Raw genomic sequence first — 17,528 nt, 5'->3', positions numbered from 1 at the left:
GAAGAAAAGCCGGGTAACATTACAAATGGCGTACAAGAAACGGGAACAATAAACGCAACAAGTCTACGAGTAAGAAGCCAAGCAAACGCAAGTAGTGCAATTCTAGGAAGTTTGAAAAATGGCGAGAAAGTAACAATCTTAGGAAAAGCAAATGGCTGGGCGAAGATTAGTTATAAAGGAAATGAAGGATACATATCACTAGAGTTTGTGAAATTAGAAGGCGGAAAGCAAGAAGAAAAGCCGGGTAACATTACAAATGGCGTACAAGAAAGTGGAACAATAAACGCAACAAGTCTACGAGTAAGAAGCCAAGCAAACGCAAGTAGTGCAATTCTAGGAAGTTTGAAAAATGGCGAGAAAGTAACAATCTTAGGAAAAGCAAATGGCTGGGCGAAGATTAGTTATAAAGGAAATGAAGGTTATATCTCACTAGAGTTTGTGAAATTAGAAGGCGGAAAGCAAGAAGGAAAGCCGGGTAACATTACAAATGGCGTACAAGAAAGTGGAACAATAAACGCAACAAGTTTGCGAGTGAGAAGCCAAGCGAATACAAGCAGTGCGATACTTGGAAACTTAAAAAAAGGAGAAAAGGTAACGATTCTAGGAAAAGCAAATGGCTGGGCGAAGATTAATTATAAAGGAAACGAAGGTTATATCTCACTAGAGTTTGTTCAAATTGGAATGGATTCTACAAATCCAACTGTTCCTGGAGAAGTTATAGAAGAACGAGCAGTTGTAAATGCTTCTTTATTAAATGTTCGTAAAGGTTCATCTACAGGAACTGCAATCATTGGTCATTTGAAAAATGGAGATACGGTTACGATAGTTGCGAAAGAGAATGGCTGGGCAAAAGTGCGGTTTAGTGGCGGTGAAGGCTATGTCTCATTACAATTCTTAAAAATGAAACAAGGTTCTTCTTCATATGAAATTGTTACTTCATCTCAAAAAATTCAAAAGCCAAATGAAGTGGAAGCTGAGCAAATTATGCAACATATGAAAGAAGATGCTTATATTACAAGCGGTGGTAAAGTTGTGAATATGAAGCAAGGATTTGTTCGGGCGAATGGTGTTATTAACATTTATGATATTGCAACAGGGAAGAAGCTTACATATGTAAAAGGTGGAGCAGACTTAAAATTTATAAAAGCTGTAGGTAATCGTATACATGTGAAAATTGATGGAATGACAGGATACGTGAATATAAATGATGTAACATTACATCCGACAATGACAGGGGCGACAACTTCGTATTATTCAGTGAAAAATGGAAAGTTGTATCATTATGTGTATAATTCTTCTATTGGTAAATATGCAACGTATCAAATTGGAAATGCGCCAAAGCATTTAAAAGAAGGCGAACGCTATGAGGCATTCGATAAAACACAAATTGGTGGGAAAGATAGTTATCAATACTTTGAGTATGTGCCACTGCGCGTAACTTCTACGTATACAGGAGAAGAGATTGATAATTTCTTACGTAAATCTAATGCTAATAGTCCTCTTATTGGATTAGGGAAATATTTTGTAAGTGCGGCAGAGAAGTATAAGATGAATGCTGGGTATTTATTATCACATGCAATTTTAGAGTCTGGTTGGGGAACAAGTCGCATTGCACAAGATAAGAAAAATTTATTTGGATTTAGAGCAGTAGACTCAGATCCGTATAACGGAGCAACTGGATTTAAAACATGGGAAGAAGGCATTGACTTTTGTGCAGCGTACATCGACAAATATTACTTAACACCAAGTGGAAACACATATAATGGTGGAAACTTAGGCGATAAAGCGCAAGGTATGAACGTTATGTATGCAAGTGATGAAAACTGGGGACAACAAATTGCGTCACTTATGTATAGAATTGATGCAATGAACGGAAGTAAAGATTTAAATAAATACCAACTTGGAACATTGAAAACAGGTTCAGCAGTGTATAAAAATTTAGCTGGAAATCAAAATGGTTCCACATCTCGAAATATAATGGTGGCGATTAAAAATACGATGCACACGCCGCAAGGGGCATATTATGAAATCGTTTCAGATAATAAAGCGTATAATAGTGTTTATGTGAAGACAGAATCAGTGAAGCTAGTAAACTCTTATTAAAGTAGAGGGGAATCTTGCATTTTATCAATTTAGCAAAACAGGATCATACTGTTAGAAGGAAGTGACAGGATGAAAAAATATATTGCATTTGATATTGGTGGTACACAGATTAAATGCGGGATTGTTTCAGAATCAGGGGTATTGTTAGAACATCAAGTTGTTCAAACAGAGGCATATTTAGGAGGCGAACAAATTGTTCAAAAGCTGATTTGTTTGTCTCAAGATTTAATGAATCAACGTGCCATTTCTGGTGTTGGTATAAGTACAGCAGGCATTGTTGATATAAACAAAGGAATAATAATTGGCGGCGTGGACCATATTCCACGCTATGCTGGCATTCCTATTGTTGATAGATTACAAACTGCGCTGAAAGTTCCTATTGCGATTGAAAATGATGTGAATTGTGCGGCATTAGGAGAGAGATGGAAAGGTGTTGGAAGCCAAAAGAACAACTTTATTATCCTTACAATTGGAACAGGAATTGGTGGAGCTATTGTTATTAACGAGGAATTATACAGAGGGCATTCATTTAGTGCAGGCGAATGGGGAAATATATTAATAGAAGGAAAGCCATTTGAAGAGATTGCATCTATTTCAGGATTAATTCGTCTTGTAAAGCAATATAAAGGTGATGGAAATTGGAATGGAAAAACGATTTTTGAATTATATGATAAGAAGGATAAAGAAGTTATAGAAGCAGTTCAAGTATTCTTTAAACACTTAGCGATTGGAATTAGTAATCTTGCGTATATTTTTAATCCACAAACGATTATTATTGGTGGTGGTATTACGGCGAGAGGTACTAAATTTTTAGATGAAGTGAAAGAAGAAGTACAGAAATATTTGCATCAGGAAATTTATAATACATGTGAGATTAGTCTTGCGCAAAATGGCAATCATGCAGGGATGATTGGTTCAATTTACCACTTATTACATCGCTATGAATAAATGACACAGATGTTTTCATATAATTGAAAATTTATTCTTTTTCTCAATCGACAAATAATGCTACAATATAGAGGAAGAATACAATATTTTCCCATTTGGAAAATATCTTGTAGAAAGGAAGAAACTTCATGCCTATTATTTTAGAAAAAGGACAGAAGATTGATTTAACGAAGGGACAACCAGGAGTAACAAAATTACAGGTTGGCTTAGGATGGGATCCAATTGGACAATCAGGTGGATTTTTATCTTCGTTATTTGGAAGCAAACCAAGCGTTGATTGTGATGCATCTGTGGTTATGCTAGAAAAGGATCGTTTTTTAAATAAAAATGATCTCGTTTATTTTGGAAATAAGCTATCTGCTTGTGGAAGCATTATTCATTCAGGTGATAATTTAACAGGTGAAGGTGCTGGCGATGACGAAACGATCTTCGTAGAATTGCATAAGGTTCCGAGCCGTATTAATCGTTTAGTATTTGTCGTAAATATTTATGATTGTGTCAACCGTCGTCAAGATTTTGGCATGATTCAGAATGCCTATATTCGTATTCAAAATCCGCAGACGCGTGAAGAATTAGCACGTTATAATTTATCGGAAAATTACGGCGGGAAAACAACATTAATTGCAGGAGAAATGTATCGTCACGGTAACGATTGGAAGTTTTCTGCAGTTGGAGAAGGTACACAAGATAAGAATTTAAGTGGAATTGTATCACGTTATCAGTAATACAATTTATAGGAGGAATAATATATGGCAGCTATCTCGTTAAAAAAAGGACAAAAAGTAGATTTAACAAAAACAAATCCAGGTCTTTCTAACGTTCTTGTAGGTCTTGGCTGGGATACAAATCGCTATGATGGACAAAATGATTTCGATTTAGACGTAAGTATTTTCTTAGTAGGTGCAAACGGTAAAGTATCAGGTCAAGAAGATTTTGTTTTCTATAATAATCCAAAGGGTGCAAACGGTTCTGTAGAGCATTTAGGAGATAATCGTACTGGTGAAGGTGAAGGCGATGATGAAACAATTAAAGTGGACTTGAAGAATGTTCCAGCACATATTGAGCGTATTTGTTTTACAATTACAATTTATGATGGTGAAAACCGTAGCCAAAACTTTGGACAAGTATCCAACTCTTTCGTACGTATTTTAGATGAAGAGAAGAATGCAGAGTTAATTCGTTACGATTTAGGAGAAGACTTCTCTATTGAAACAGCAGTAGTAGTCGGTGAATTATATCGTCATGCTGGTGAATGGAAGTTTAATGCAATCGGAAGTGGATTCCAAGGTGGATTAGGTGCTTTATGTAACAACTTTGGTTTAGAGGTAGAGTAATAAGAAAAATATATAAATACAAATTGAAAAAACGACATAAAAGCTTTCTTTTTAGGCGGACGAGAGTATCTTTTGTTTTTCGTAGCAGCGACTTATATGTCGAAAAATCAAAATGGATTTATATATGATTGAACATGTGCTTTACTCATGTATATATTTTTAGAATTATAGTATAAGAGGTGAATATAGATGGTTATTCAATTACAAAAAGGACAGAAAATTGATCTAGGTAAGACAAGCCCAGGTCTTACAAAGGCAGTTATCGGTCTTGGATGGGACATTAAGTCATATGACGGTGGATCTGACTATGATTTAGATGCATCTGCCTTCTTATTAGATGCGAATGGAAAATGTACAAAAGAAGCAGATTTCATTTTCTACAACAACTTACAGTCTCCTTGTGGATCGGTTTTACATACAGGTGATAACCGTACAGGTGAAGGTGAAGGCGATGATGAGCAACTTGTTGTGGATTTAACTAAAGTTCCAGCAGATGTGCACAAAATTGCAATTACAGTTACAATTTATGATGCAGAAGGACGTAATCAAAACTTCGGACAAGTTGCAAATGCATTTGCTCGTCTAGCAAATGAAGAGACAAATGAAGAAGTTCTTCGTTTTGATTTAGGGGAAGATTTCTCCATTGAAACAGCAGTTGTCTTTTGTGAATTATACCGTCATAATGGACAGTGGAAGTTTAATGCAGTAGGAAGCGGATTCCAAGGCGGTTTAGGTGCGCTTGTAAGAGCGTATGGCTTGGATGCATAAGAGGGAAACGAATTTCGTTTCCTTTTTTCGCCTTTCTATAAATCTAGCAAAGAATAGGGGACAACAGTAAGATGAGCATTTTACAAGGCATTCTTGATACGTATGCCCAATTTTTCGATTTGGACATGTGGATTAAGGTGTTGCAAGATCCAGTATCATGGGGGTTAATCGGTACACTTGTTGTACTCGAAGGTTTATTATCTGCTGATAACGCACTTGTATTAGCGGTAATGGTAAAACATTTACCAGAGGAAAAACGCAAAAAAGCATTATTTTATGGATTAATTGGTGCATATGTATTCCGCTTTATTGCGATTGGAATCGGGATGTTCTTAATTAAACTATGGTGGGTTAAAGTACTTGGTGCACTTTACCTTGCTTGGTTATCAGTGAAGTACTTCATTGATAAGAAAAAAGGTGCAAATGAAGAAGAAGAAGCTCATGGTATGAATCAAAACAGCGTCCTCTTTAGAATATTTGGTGTTTTCTGGGGAACAGTTGTCATGGTTGAATTAATGGATATTGCCTTTTCAGTAGACAGCGTTCTTGCAGCATTTGGTGTTTCCAATGAAGTTTGGATTCTACTATTAGGTGGAATGCTTGGTATTTTAATGATGCGCGGTATTGCTGGTGTATTTTTAAGATTACTAGAACGTATTCCAGAGCTTGAAACGACAGCATATATTTTAATTTTAATCATTGCAACAAAAATGATGTTATCGGTAATTGATATTCACATTAGCCATACAGTATTCTTTATTATTTTAGTTGTTGCATTCGGAGCGACATTTGTTGTGCATTATATGAAAAAATCTGGACAAGCCAGAGAAGAAATTGCGGCTACTAAGAAAGAAGATAAATAATTGAAATGGGTTAGCTCGTTATACGAGCGCCCATTTTTTATAACTTAAAATAGTTTATAATAAAGAGATAAGATATTATTTTTTTAAAAGTAAATGTTTTTTGGAGGTGAACTGTCGTGTTTTCGCGTTTTACACTTCATCCACATGCATTAAAAGAAGAAGCTGATTTAAAACAATTTGAAATGATTTTAGAAAAGCGCTCGCAGTATGAATTAACAGAGAATGAGATGAAATTTAGCTATATAGCTTGTCGTATTCTTGGTGTTCCAAACGATGTAGATGAATATTTTAATGAACTATTTGATTATAGTGAAGCGAAAGGGATTCATGTACTACACGAACAAAATTTGAATAAGGTGATCGATTCTGAGAAGCTCCGTCATATTCAAGAAGTATTCACACTGCATCAGGAAGCACCAAATGGCCTTACTGTAAATCGTCTTGTTGCACATTTATCAGGAAAACAGTTGTTGCCTAAAGTTGATAATCCAGATTTACAACACTATATACATACAACATTTATCTCTGTATTGAAATTGTACGAGAAACAACATAATCAATCATTAAAAACAGAAGGCTTTCGACGTTTCTTAATTGACATCATTAAATTAAGCGAAAATTACGTAGCGAAATGGTTTTCGACAATTAATTATAAGAAACAAATGCCTCGCATCGTTTGGTACGGGGATGCGAAGGAGAGTCGCATATATTTCTTATATTTCCTTATTATGCTCGGGTGTGATGTTTTATATTATCATCCAGAAGGAAAAGATGGCTTTGAAAGTGTTGATGATGAAGAAAAGACTTTTGTTATTTCATATCCAGGTCGTATTTCACTAGAGCCATTTCCAGATCGACGCCGGGAACGCGTCGCAACGGTAGCTTACCAAGCATCCAAAGAAATTGAACAAGTACTCCACCATGACAATTCTTTATTATACAAACCGTGGCAATTCCGCGCATATACACCTGTAGCGCGTACACTGAAAACAACATATGATGAACTATTTTTAATTACGAAAGAAAAGGCATTTGTTCGACCAACATTCTTTGTGGAAAATAAACATATTTATATTCCAGCTTTATTTGCGAAAGTATCAGGTGTTTCAAAAAATGACAAAGAGTACTTTCAAAGGTTGAAGACAGTAACGTCATTTGATAACAGCCTGTTAATTAATACATTTCCATTTACAAAAGAACAAAAAGCAAACTTCCAATTCCATTATCGAGATGCATTAGACCGTGCTGGAAATCTGCATCCCGATCAAATTATGAATAGTCATTGGTGGCCACATAAGCGTTTACCGGAAGGACTGCAGCATGGGATTGCAGAAGCGATTATTCATACGTGTGAAAGTGAACTTTGTAAACCAGTGGGAAAAGAAACAAAGCAGGATGTAGCCCTGTATGTTTTTGCGCAGCTTTCGCAAATTCCACCTCATATTTTAGAGCTACTTGAGAAATTTGATTATTCGCAAGAAGTACCAAAAATTGTTATATTTAATAATGAGAAAAGCGGAGAATTAACTCGTTCTGATGCCGTCTTGCTGTTGTTCTTAAATCAAATCGGAATTGATGTACTGCACTTCAATCCGACAGGAAGAAATGATATTGAACCGTATATTGAAGCAGGAGCATTCGATTCGCATTGGCTTGAAGAAGTGAATTTTGATCTTGAATTTCATGGTCCATCGGCCTATAAGAACTTATCTCAAACAATAAAAGGGCTATTCCGTCCATTTTTATAAAGAAGGAGAGAATAATATATGAATAACAATCCTATTGTATTAGATCCGAAAACCGAATTAAATGAGCAAACAGCACAAGATGTTCGCTTGCAACTGAGACAAGATGCTGAAGTTCAACGTATTTATAATGCTGTTGATATTAAAAATCAATTGGAATTAATTGAACTTGGAAAAGAACCTTCTATGGAAATTTCTCGTTTTGCAGATCAAATTTTACATACTATGTCTTTATCCAAGATAGAGGATTCCGGTGAATTACTAAAGCAACTTGGTAAGATTATGGACAAATTTGATAGTAAAGATTTCGCAGAAGAGAAAAGTGGATTTTTCTCTCGTATGTTTAAAAAAGCAGATAAAATGATTGAACAAATCTTTAGTAAGTATCAAACGATGGGCCGTGAAATGGATAAAGTGTACGTGGAAATTACGAAATACCAAGATGAAATGAAAAAATCAATTGGTACGTTAGATGGCTTATATGAACAAAACTTAAAATATTATTTAGACTTAGAAAAATATGTAGTAGCAGGAGAAATGTTACTGGAGCGTTTAAATACAGAGTTAGTTCCAATGTATGAAGAACGCGTTCGCAACAATGATCAATTAGCAGGTATTGAATTAGAATCTTTGAGAAACTCTGTTGAAATTTTAGAGCAACGCATTGATGATTTAGAGAAGGCTCGTATGGTTGCGTTATTAACGGCACCACAAATTCGCATGATTCAGCGTGGTAATAACAAATTAATTGGTAAAATTAATACAGCGTTTATTACAACAATTCCTATTTTTAAAAATGGAATTATTCAAGCTGTGAACGCAAAACGTCAAAAGCTTGTTGCTGATTCTATGGCTGAGCTTGACCGTCGTACAAATGAGCTACTTAAGAAAAATGCACAAAACATTGCAACGCAAAGTGTAGAGGTAGCAAGACTTTCTGGTTCTTCCAGTATTAAAATGGAAACACTTGAAGAAACATGGAATATTATTTCAAGAGGTATGCAAGAAACACAGCAAATTGAAGAGCAAAACAAACGCGAACGTGAAGAAAGCCGCAAACGTATGGCAGAACTTACAGAGAATATAAAAAAAGAATTGCAAGGATAATGTAAAAAAAGGCAATGAGGAGAGTACTCATTGCCTTTTAATTTTTCTTAAACACTTTTATAATCTCATTTACAACAAGAGGAATAATACTTAGTAATACAACAAATCCCCAATCTTTTAATGTTAAGGCATGTACCCCAAATATATTAGCAATCGGTGGAATTGAGATAATACATATTTGCATAAGTACACCGATAAGTAGAGAGAAAACTAAGTATTTATTTGTAAATATCCCAATTGAGAAAATTGATTTCGTATGAGACCGTAAGTTTAAAGAATGAACGAGCTGTGAAAAGCTGAGTACGACAAACGCCATGGTTTGGGCATGTAATAAAGCATCATCATCAATTTGAGATGGGAAGAGCGGGAAGATATTTGTATCTCCGGTATAGAGTTTTGCGCCAACAATAAAGGCGATTAAAGTAATGAGTCCAATTACAACTCCGTTTAGGATAAGGAAAGGAACACTACCACTGAATAAACTCTCTTTTGCATGACGCGGTTTTTCTTTCATCACATCTGGTTCTTCTGGATCGACACCTAGTGATAGAGCTGGGAGTGTATCTGTAATTAAATTCACCCACAAAATGTGAATCGGACGAAGCGGGGTAGCCCAGCCGAGTAGAATAGCTAAGAAGAGTGCAATAATCTCTCCAAAGTTACAAGAGAGTAGGAAAAGAATTGATTTTTTAATGTTGCGATAAATATTTCTTCCTTCTTCAACAGCTTTGACAATGGATGAGAAGTTATCATCTGTTAAAACCATATCAGCTGCCCCTTTAGCGACATCCGTTCCCGTGATGCCCATTGCGACGCCAATATCTGCTTGTTTTAAAGATGGTGCATCATTTACACCATCCCCAGTCATGGAAACGATATTTCCTTTTGCACGCAATGCTTTAACAATTTTTACTTTATGCTCTGGAGAGACGCGAGCAAAGACATTTAAATGATTGATTTCATTTGCTAGATTTTCATCTGAAATAAGATCTAATTCAGTTCCAATCATGACTTCGGATTCTTTTTCAGCAATACCAAGTTCTTTTGCAATGGCAAAAGCGGTATCTTTATGATCTCCTGTAATCATAACGGTACGAATTCCTGCGTTTTTACATTCAGCAATAGATGCTTTTACTTCTGTTCGTGGTGGATCAATCATACCGACAAGCCCTATGAATATAAGACTCTCTTCCATGTGATCGTTGGCAATGCTTTGTGTATCATGCTGTTTAAAAGCAAATGATAGTACACGCAAAGCTTTTTGGGACATCATTTGAGCAGCTTCAAATATTTGTTCTTTATCTGCTTCGGTTAATATCTCCGCCCTACCATTTATAAAGATATGGGTACAGTGAGGTAAGAGTTTATCAATTGCTCCTTTTGTCATATTGTAATAGTTTTCATTGTATTCATGCAGTGTTGACATCATTTTGCGTTCAGAGTCAAATGGTAATTCGTTCACACGTCTATGTTGAACTTCTAAAGCATCTTTTTGAAAGCCAAAGGTGCTGCCGGCAACAAGAAGGGCAATTTCTGTTGGATCGCCAGTCTGTGATTCAGTTGTATAAGATGCGTCGTTACATAGAATCATATTTTCTAATAATAAGCGCTGAGCGTTATTATTTACGTTTAAATTCTCTAATTTGTCGTATGTACGATCACTATAGAAGTGAGTAACTGTCATTTTATTTTGTGTTAATGTACCAGTTTTATCTGAACAAATAATCGTAACAGAACCAAGTGCTTCGACGGCTGGAAGTTTACGAATGATGACGTTTTGTTTAATCATACGTTGTACACCAATTGCGAGAACAATGGAAACAATTGCTGGTAATCCTTCTGGAATCGCAGCAACCGCTAAGCTAATGGCAGTCATAAACATTTCTAAAGTGTCTCGGCCTTGGAAATATCCGATGAAGAACATAATGATACAGATTGCTACAGCTACAAAGCCTAAATATTTTCCGACTTGCGCTAAACTTTTTTGAAGTGGTGTTGCATCATCGTCAGCTTCATGCAAGAGAGTAGCAATTTTTCCAATTTGTGATTTCATTCCCGTTTCAACAGCAACGCCAACGCCTCGTCCGTACGTAACAAGAGTGGACATAAAGGCCATATTTTTTTGATCACCTAGTGGGATTTGTTCTTCATTTTGAAGTGAAGGATGATAAAGTGAGTCTTTATCAACAGGAACAGATTCACCTGTTAAAGCAGATTCCTCAATTTTTAAATTTGCAGTCTCAATAAGGCGTAAGTCGCAAGGAATATACCGTCCTGCATCGAGCATAACGATATCCCCTGGAACAACATCTTCTGATGGAATTTCTTTTAGTTCACCATCCCGTTTTACAATTGCTTTTGGTGTTGCCATCTTTTTTAATGCTTCTAAAGCTTGTTCTGCTTTCGATTCTTGAATGACACCGATTACAGCGTTTAAAACAACAACGAGAGCAATAATGCTAGCATCGGCCCATTCACCTACAAAGGCAGAAATAAGAGCAGCAATTAAAAGAACATAGACGAGGACATCATTAATTTGGGCAAAAATACGTTGCCACAAAGTCCGTTTTCGTTTTGTAGTGAGCTCATTTCGACCATATTTTTTTAGCCGACTTTGCGCCATTTCTTCTGTTAAACCATGTTGTTCATTTGTTTCAAGTGCAAGTATTGTTTGATCTTTCGTTTTAATGTACCAATTGCTCATCGATAAGCACCTCCGATAAACACAGTTAGCAATGGTAATGTGGAGAGTATTGGGTGTGAGGTCTATGGTGAAGTTCTCTTTTTATTGTACAGCATTTGGAAAATAGATGTAGAAAAGTGAAAGGATGTCATGAATTTGTTAGAATTAAAAAAGTCCCTTTGTACAAGGAACTTTTTTATCATTTTTTAATTAATGTACCTAATTCCTCTGTAATAGCTTGCATTTCACTAATACTAAATGTTTCACGTTTCATTACATGATCGTAAATGTCACGTAAATCCTCATACATTTCTTCGTTAAAGCTTTCAGCACGCATTGCACCAGCGTTTACCATGCGTAACTTTTCTTTAATAGCTTCTACCATATATTCAACATTTTCTTGCGATTTTACGGATAAATCCACCGAAGTGTCCCCCTTTGAAATAACATAAGGATATCTTAACATTTTTTATCATTTTCGTTAATGAAACTTTTCAATCATATTAAGTTAGTAGGAATTTCCTTTATAATTAATAATTGGTTGTTTATACTATATGTATATATAAGAAATGCACCCAGAAGGGAAGAAACACATATGGTTCAAGTATTATTTGTTTGTCTTGGAAATATTTGTCGTTCTCCGATGGCAGAAGCAATTTTTCGTAATCTTGTTGTGCGAGAGGGAATAGAGGATAAAATTCATATTGACTCTGCAGGGACAGGAGATTGGCATATTGGCCATCAGCCTCATGAAGGAACACAAAAAATTTTAAAAGAAAATGAAGTCTCTTTTGAAGGAATTAAAGCACGTCAAGTAGAAAAAGAAGACTTAACAAAGTTTGATTATATTATTGCCATGGACAACAAGAATATAGCAGATTTAGAAAGTTTAGGTAAAACTGGAGGCTATATTGGTAGACTGTCCGATTTTGTTCCAGACGGTGGCTGGACGGATGTTCCTGACCCTTATTTTACAGGGAACTTTCAAGAAGTATATGACCTTGTAACAGAAGGGTGTGCAAAATTATTAGCATTCATTCGAAATGAGCAAGGAATCTGAGAAAGATTAGAAAGAGATACTTTCTAACATAAGAAATGAAAGGGTGAAGGAATATGGCAAAGAAGAATAATATAGCTCGAAACATTGCGATTGGGGTAGCAGCAGGTGTAGCTGTTTCCATGCTTAAGAAAGAAAATCGTGAGAAAGTGAAAAATACAGCAGAAAAAGCAAAATCAAAAATGATTGAAATTGGCGAGAATGCAAAGATAAAAGAAAAAGTGCAAACTGTTACAGATAAAGGACGCGAACTTGCAGATTTTAATGTTATGAAGGCAAAGGTAGCAGAAATCAAAAAATTAACACCATCTGTTGTCGAAACGCTAAAGGAAACGAAAGAGATTTTTAGTAAGAAAAAAGTTGAACCAGAAGAAAAAATGGAAACAATTGAGATTCAGGCTGTAGCTCCAAAAGCTCAGGAATTAAAAGCCGAGGAAGAGTCGGTAGTAGCTGAAGATGGTGGCATGAAAGAAGCACGTGAGTTATTTATGAAGGAACCTAATGCAGAAGAAAAAAAAACGGAAGCGTATATTGAATTAAAGCAAGATAAAGAAGAGAAGAAAAGCGTTTAGAGAAATATGAAAAAGATTCTAGAGAAAGCAAGGGGAAATCGTGTCTATTCGTTTGGGAAAGATTTATATGACCGAACGATGCGAGATGACGTAGCGGGTTTAGCAGCACAGCTCGCTTATTTCTTCTTGCTTGCCATTTTTCCTGGACTTGTTTTTTTAATTACGCTTCTTGGATTCATCCCTATTCAAACAGAGGATGTACTAGGTTTATTAGAAGTTTATGTACCTGACGATGCAATGAATTTAATTGAAGTGAATGTAGATAAAGTTGTAAATGAACAAAACAGTGGTTTATTATCATTTGGTTTATTATCGATGTTATGGTTCGCTTCGAACGGAGTAAATGCAGTTATGAATGCCTTTAATCGTGCGTATGATGTAAAGGAGACACGCTCTTTTATTGCAACGAGGGCTTTGTCTATTGTGTTTACTTTAGCAATAATTTTTATGATTGTGTTTGCATTAATTGTTCCTGTGTTTGGACAAGTAATTGGAGCAGCAGTTTTTAAAGCACTCGGTTTATCGGAGAGCTTTTCTTTTGTATGGAGTATTATACGATTAGTAGCCAGTTTTTTAGTGTTATTTGCTTTATTTAGCTTTTTATATACGTTTGCACCGGATCGAAAGTTAAAGAGAAGAGAAGTTATATCAGGAGCACTATTTGCAACGATTGGGTGGATTGTGGTATCGTACTCATTTGCATATTACGTAGACAAATTTGCAAATTATGCGAATACATACGGCGGTCTTGGTGGTATTATCATTTTAATGTTATGGTTCTATTTAACGGCTTGGGTCATCTTGCTTGGTGGAGAAATTAATGCATTACTAAATTTTTACCGGACAGGTGACAATAATTCCCGTAATGAATAATGAGTTTTTGTTCCATACTATAAAGGAACAGGAGGGGATTAAAAATGAGCAACAATAAAAAAAATCACAATAATAAAAACCAAGGTAAAAAAAATAGTAGCTCGCATCCGAAACATAAAACGAGTAGCAGTGCAAATGGACATAATGGCTACCATTAAAAGCGCAAGCGGCTCGTTTAGAATGTGAGGGGGGATGGAGCTTCTGACGTAGAGGCGTTTTTTACCTCGTCGGAAGACGCGAAGCCACCGAATATTCTAGCCGCTCGAGTTGGATATAAAAAAACGGGTTCCCTACTTAGGAACCCGTTTACTTATTTCCTTTTAGTAACCGTAATCCATTTAAAATAACAAGGATTGTACTTCCTTCGTGACCGATAACACCAAATGGAAGAGCTAAAAATTGTAGGAAGTTGGAGCAAATGAGCATTGTGATTACTGCTAATGAAAAAATCACATTTTGTTTTACAATGCGGTTCATTCGTTTTGATAAACGAATAGCTTGAGCTAATCGAGAGAGTTCATTTTTCATTAGAACCACATCTGCTGTTTCTAAGGCAACGTCTGTTCCTTCTCCCATAGCAACACCAATACTTGCTGTAGCGAGCGCAGGAGCATCGTTAATACCGTCGCCAACCATTGCCACTGTACCGTATTTTTCTTTTAGTTGTTTCACCGTTTCTACTTTTATTTCTGGTAAACATGATGCGTAGTACTCTTTGATGTTGCTTTCAGTCGCAATTGCTTTAGCTGTCTGTTCGTTATCACCAGTAATCATGATGGCTTCAACACCAATGCTTTGTAAATCACGAATAGCAGCAATTGTTTCTTGGCGCAACGTATCTTTTAAAGCAATAAGACCAAGAATTCCTTCTTCATTACTTATATAGACAACAGTTTTTCCTTCTTGTTCAAGCGTAGTAGCGATACCATTATGAAAAGTTTTTGTTTCTTCGCCAATAAAATCGGCCTTTCCAATCTTATAAGCTGTATTTTCTAAAATCCCTCTTAAGCCAAATCCACTGACATCTTCTACACTTTCTGGCTTTGTTAATGTAATGTCATATGCATGTTTTGCGTACTTGACGATAGCTTCTGCGAGTGGATGTGTGGAATGACTTTCAATAGAAGCTGTAATATATAGTACATCTTTTTCTGTTATTCCATCACGTACGTAAACATCTGTTACAGTCGGTTTTCCTTGCGTTAATGTTCCTGTTTTATCAAAGGCAATTGCCTTCACTGAGGCAAGGCGTTCTAAATGAATACCACCTTTAAATAAAATCCCGCTTCGCGCGCCGTTAGAAATAGCAGATAATGTCGCTGGTGTAATCGATGCAACGAGCGCACACGGAGAAGCGACAACGAGTAAAATCATAGCGCGATAAAATGTTTCGTTCCAGCTCCAATCTAGTATGAAATGAGGAACAAACATCATTAGAGCAACGACGATAAGCACACCTTTTACATATGTTCCTTCAAATTTTTCGATAAAAAGTTGCGATGGTGATTTTTCACTTTGTGCGTTTTGAACGAGACGAATAATTTTTTGGAACAATGTTTGATCGCTTCTTTTTGTAATTTTAACTTCAATAGCTCCGCGTAAGTTTACAGTTCCAGCGAATACTTCATCACCCAATTTTTTCTCATTCGGGATAGGCTCCCCAGTGATTGCAGCTTCATCAATATTCGTTTCACCGTTATGAATTGTACCATCGGCAGGTACGCGTTCACCTGGCTTAATTAAAATGATGTCATCAATTTCTAACTGACCTACTGGAATACGTTCTTCTGCTCCATGAGAAATGCGCAAGGCTTCCTCAGGCTGTAAATCAAGTAGTGCTGAAATTTCTTTTTGGCTTTTGCTCAGTGTGTAAGATTCCATTGCACCACTTAGTGCAAAGATAAAGATTAAGATAGCCCCTTCTGCCCAGTAACCAATAATAGCGGCACCAATCGCAGCAAAGAGCATCAGCATTTCAACGTTTAATTCCTTTTCCGCGATTGTATCTTCGATGCCCTCTTTTGCTTTTGCATATCCTCCAATGATATATGCGAGGAGATAAAACGTAATTCCAGTAGTGACTGCTTCATTTTTTGTTAGCAACCAACCAGCAAAAATAAAAATACCAGATGCAATAGCAAAGATAAGCTCATAGTGCTTTTTCAATGTTTGAATCCAAGATGGAATAGATACATTCTTTTTTGATGGTAATGTTTTTGCTTCTGAGTTCATTATTACTCGCTCCTTTCAATTTCTTATTGAGAAAAAGAATCAAAATCGAAACCCCTATAAAACGACGAAAGCTGCCATCCATATGGATAGCAGCATTTCAGTTGAAACTAATTTTATCAGTTATTATCTTGTAATTATTCTATATTATATCATATGTTTTTCCTTGATGATATGTTTTTGCTTATATGAAAAATTGAAAAACTTGTTTTTTTTTTTGCCTTTCCTTTGGTATATATGAATATTGTTCGTAAAAAGGTCGGAAAGGAAGACATCAAGTGAAGACAGAGAAATTTTTTACTCATCCGATTGGCGTATTTATAGCAGCACTCACAGCGACATTTCTATGGGGCAGCGCGTTTCCTTTTATTAAATTAAGTTATGCGGAACTCGGAATTCGGCCACATGAAGTTGGTGAGCAAATATTATTTGCTGGTTATCGATTTTTCTTATCGGGAGTGATGTTATTATTCTTTTTTAAAGTACTAGGAAAAGATATGTATTTCAAAAAACAGACGGCGAAGCAATTAGTGCAAATTGGTTTATTCCAAACGTTTCTACAATATGTATGCTTTTATATTGGTATGAGTTATAGCTCAGGAATTGAAGGGGCAATTATTTCAGGAACCTCATCTTTTTTCCAAATTTTACTTGCACACTTTCTGTATAAAGATGATGCATTAAATATACGAAAAGTAATTGGAGTTTCCATTGGATTTTGTGGTGTGATTTTAGTTAATTTTCCAAGTGATGGAAATGCGGCATTTCATTTTGGAATTGGTGAATTATTACTTCTTGGGGCAGCGATGATGTATTCATATGGAAATATATTGGCGAAAGAAGGAAGCAAAACATTAGATGTTGGATACATGACAGCATACCAAATGATTTTTGGATCTATTGGATTACTATGTATTGGTATTTTTCAAGTTGGATTTATGCCTTTTGTATTTAATGCAAAATCACTACTTATGTTACTATATTTATCCTTCTTATCAGCGGCAGGGTTCGGTATTTGGAATACAGTTATGAAATATAACAAGGTCGGAAAAGTATCGATGTATATGTTCTTTATACCGGTATTTGGTGTCTTGTTATCCAGTATGATTTTAGGAGAAGCGATTCATTCATTTGTTTTATTTGGCTTAGCATGTGTAGCAGCGGGAATTATTGTAGTAAATCGAACACCAAATGTGCAAAAAACGGAACAAGAGAAACAAGCAGCTTAAAGCGAGTGAGGTTATTA

Annotated in this window: 15 protein-coding genes; 12 read left to right on the top strand and 3 right to left on the bottom strand. The window is 35.9% G+C overall.

Annotated elements, in window-relative coordinates:
- The 8 genes from Y7E_RS0125525 to Y7E_RS0125490 all read left to right on the top strand — a co-directional run.
- A partial coding sequence (locus Y7E_RS0125525; RefSeq protein ID WP_193352126.1) for an SH3 domain-containing protein occupies positions 1-2,103 on the top strand: 2,103 nt, incomplete at its 5' end.
- Positions 2,104-2,172: 69 nt separating this feature from the next.
- Complete coding sequence (locus tag Y7E_RS0125520) at positions 2,173-3,051, top strand: ROK family protein (RefSeq protein ID WP_017154040.1); 879 nt, start codon at positions 2,173-2,175, stop codon at positions 3,049-3,051.
- A 128-nt stretch (positions 3,052-3,179) separates the two neighbouring features.
- Positions 3,180-3,776 (top strand): TerD family protein, encoded by a 597-nt coding sequence (locus tag Y7E_RS0125515; protein ID WP_017154039.1) that lies wholly within the window; start codon positions 3,180-3,182, stop codon positions 3,774-3,776.
- A gap of 24 nt (positions 3,777-3,800) precedes the next feature.
- Positions 3,801-4,385: a TerD family protein gene (locus Y7E_RS0125510; RefSeq protein ID WP_017154038.1), complete on the top strand. Its 585-nt coding sequence runs from the start codon at positions 3,801-3,803 to the stop codon at positions 4,383-4,385.
- 189 nt (positions 4,386-4,574) lie between these two features.
- Positions 4,575-5,153, top strand: a complete 579-nt coding sequence (locus tag Y7E_RS0125505; protein ID WP_017154037.1) for a TerD family protein — start codon at positions 4,575-4,577, stop codon at positions 5,151-5,153.
- Between the two features lie 71 nt (positions 5,154-5,224).
- Positions 5,225-6,016 carry a TerC family protein gene (locus Y7E_RS0125500; protein WP_017154036.1) on the top strand — a complete coding sequence of 264 codons (792 nt, stop codon included), beginning with the start codon at positions 5,225-5,227 and terminating at the stop codon, positions 6,014-6,016.
- A gap of 116 nt (positions 6,017-6,132) precedes the next feature.
- Positions 6,133-7,764 carry a YceG family protein gene (locus Y7E_RS0125495; RefSeq protein WP_017154035.1) on the top strand — a complete coding sequence of 544 codons (1,632 nt, stop codon included), beginning with the start codon at positions 6,133-6,135 and terminating at the stop codon, positions 7,762-7,764.
- Positions 7,765-7,782: 18 nt separating this feature from the next.
- A complete protein-coding gene (locus Y7E_RS0125490; protein ID WP_017154034.1) occupies positions 7,783-8,868 on the top strand; it encodes a toxic anion resistance protein in 1,086 nt (361 codons plus the stop codon).
- A 37-nt stretch (positions 8,869-8,905) separates the two neighbouring features.
- On the opposite strand, the gene Y7E_RS0125485 is transcribed toward Y7E_RS0125490, so the two are convergent.
- Positions 8,906-11,572: a cation-translocating P-type ATPase gene (locus tag Y7E_RS0125485; RefSeq protein WP_017154033.1), complete on the bottom strand. Its 2,667-nt coding sequence runs from the start codon at positions 11,570-11,572 to the stop codon at positions 8,906-8,908.
- A gap of 178 nt (positions 11,573-11,750) precedes the next feature.
- Positions 11,751-11,975 (bottom strand): DUF1128 domain-containing protein, encoded by a 225-nt coding sequence (locus Y7E_RS0125480; RefSeq protein ID WP_017154032.1) that lies wholly within the window; start codon positions 11,973-11,975, stop codon positions 11,751-11,753.
- A 171-nt stretch (positions 11,976-12,146) separates the two neighbouring features.
- Between Y7E_RS0125480 and Y7E_RS0125475 the strand changes: the two genes are divergently transcribed.
- From Y7E_RS0125475 to Y7E_RS0125465, 3 genes are read left to right on the top strand one after another with little or no spacing between them, the layout of a single operon-like run.
- Positions 12,147-12,611, top strand: coding sequence for a low molecular weight protein-tyrosine-phosphatase (locus tag Y7E_RS0125475; protein ID WP_017154031.1), 465 nt, complete (start codon positions 12,147-12,149; stop codon positions 12,609-12,611).
- A gap of 53 nt (positions 12,612-12,664) precedes the next feature.
- A complete protein-coding gene (locus Y7E_RS0125470; RefSeq protein WP_017154030.1) occupies positions 12,665-13,180 on the top strand; it encodes a DUF4075 domain-containing protein in 516 nt (171 codons plus the stop codon).
- A gap of 6 nt (positions 13,181-13,186) precedes the next feature.
- Positions 13,187-14,053, top strand: coding sequence for a YihY/virulence factor BrkB family protein (locus Y7E_RS0125465; protein ID WP_017154029.1), 867 nt, complete (start codon positions 13,187-13,189; stop codon positions 14,051-14,053).
- A 306-nt stretch (positions 14,054-14,359) separates the two neighbouring features.
- Here Y7E_RS0125465 and Y7E_RS0125455 read toward each other — a convergent pair whose 3' ends face one another.
- A complete protein-coding gene (locus tag Y7E_RS0125455) occupies positions 14,360-16,285 on the bottom strand; it encodes a heavy metal translocating P-type ATPase (RefSeq protein ID WP_017154027.1) in 1,926 nt (641 codons plus the stop codon).
- 275 nt (positions 16,286-16,560) lie between these two features.
- Here Y7E_RS0125455 and Y7E_RS0125450 point away from each other — a divergent pair, with 275 nt between their 5' ends.
- Entirely contained in the window at positions 16,561-17,511 is a 951-nt protein-coding gene (locus tag Y7E_RS0125450) for a DMT family transporter (RefSeq protein ID WP_017154026.1), read from the top strand.
- Positions 17,512-17,528 lie beyond the last annotated feature (17 nt).

Source organism: Bacillus bingmayongensis (assembly GCF_000299035.1).
In the GTDB taxonomy this organism is placed as follows: Bacteria; Bacillota; Bacilli; order Bacillales; family Bacillaceae_G; genus Bacillus_A; species Bacillus_A bingmayongensis.
The sequence above is the reverse complement of the archived record's forward strand: the minus strand, read 5'-3'. Positions and strand labels throughout refer to the sequence as shown.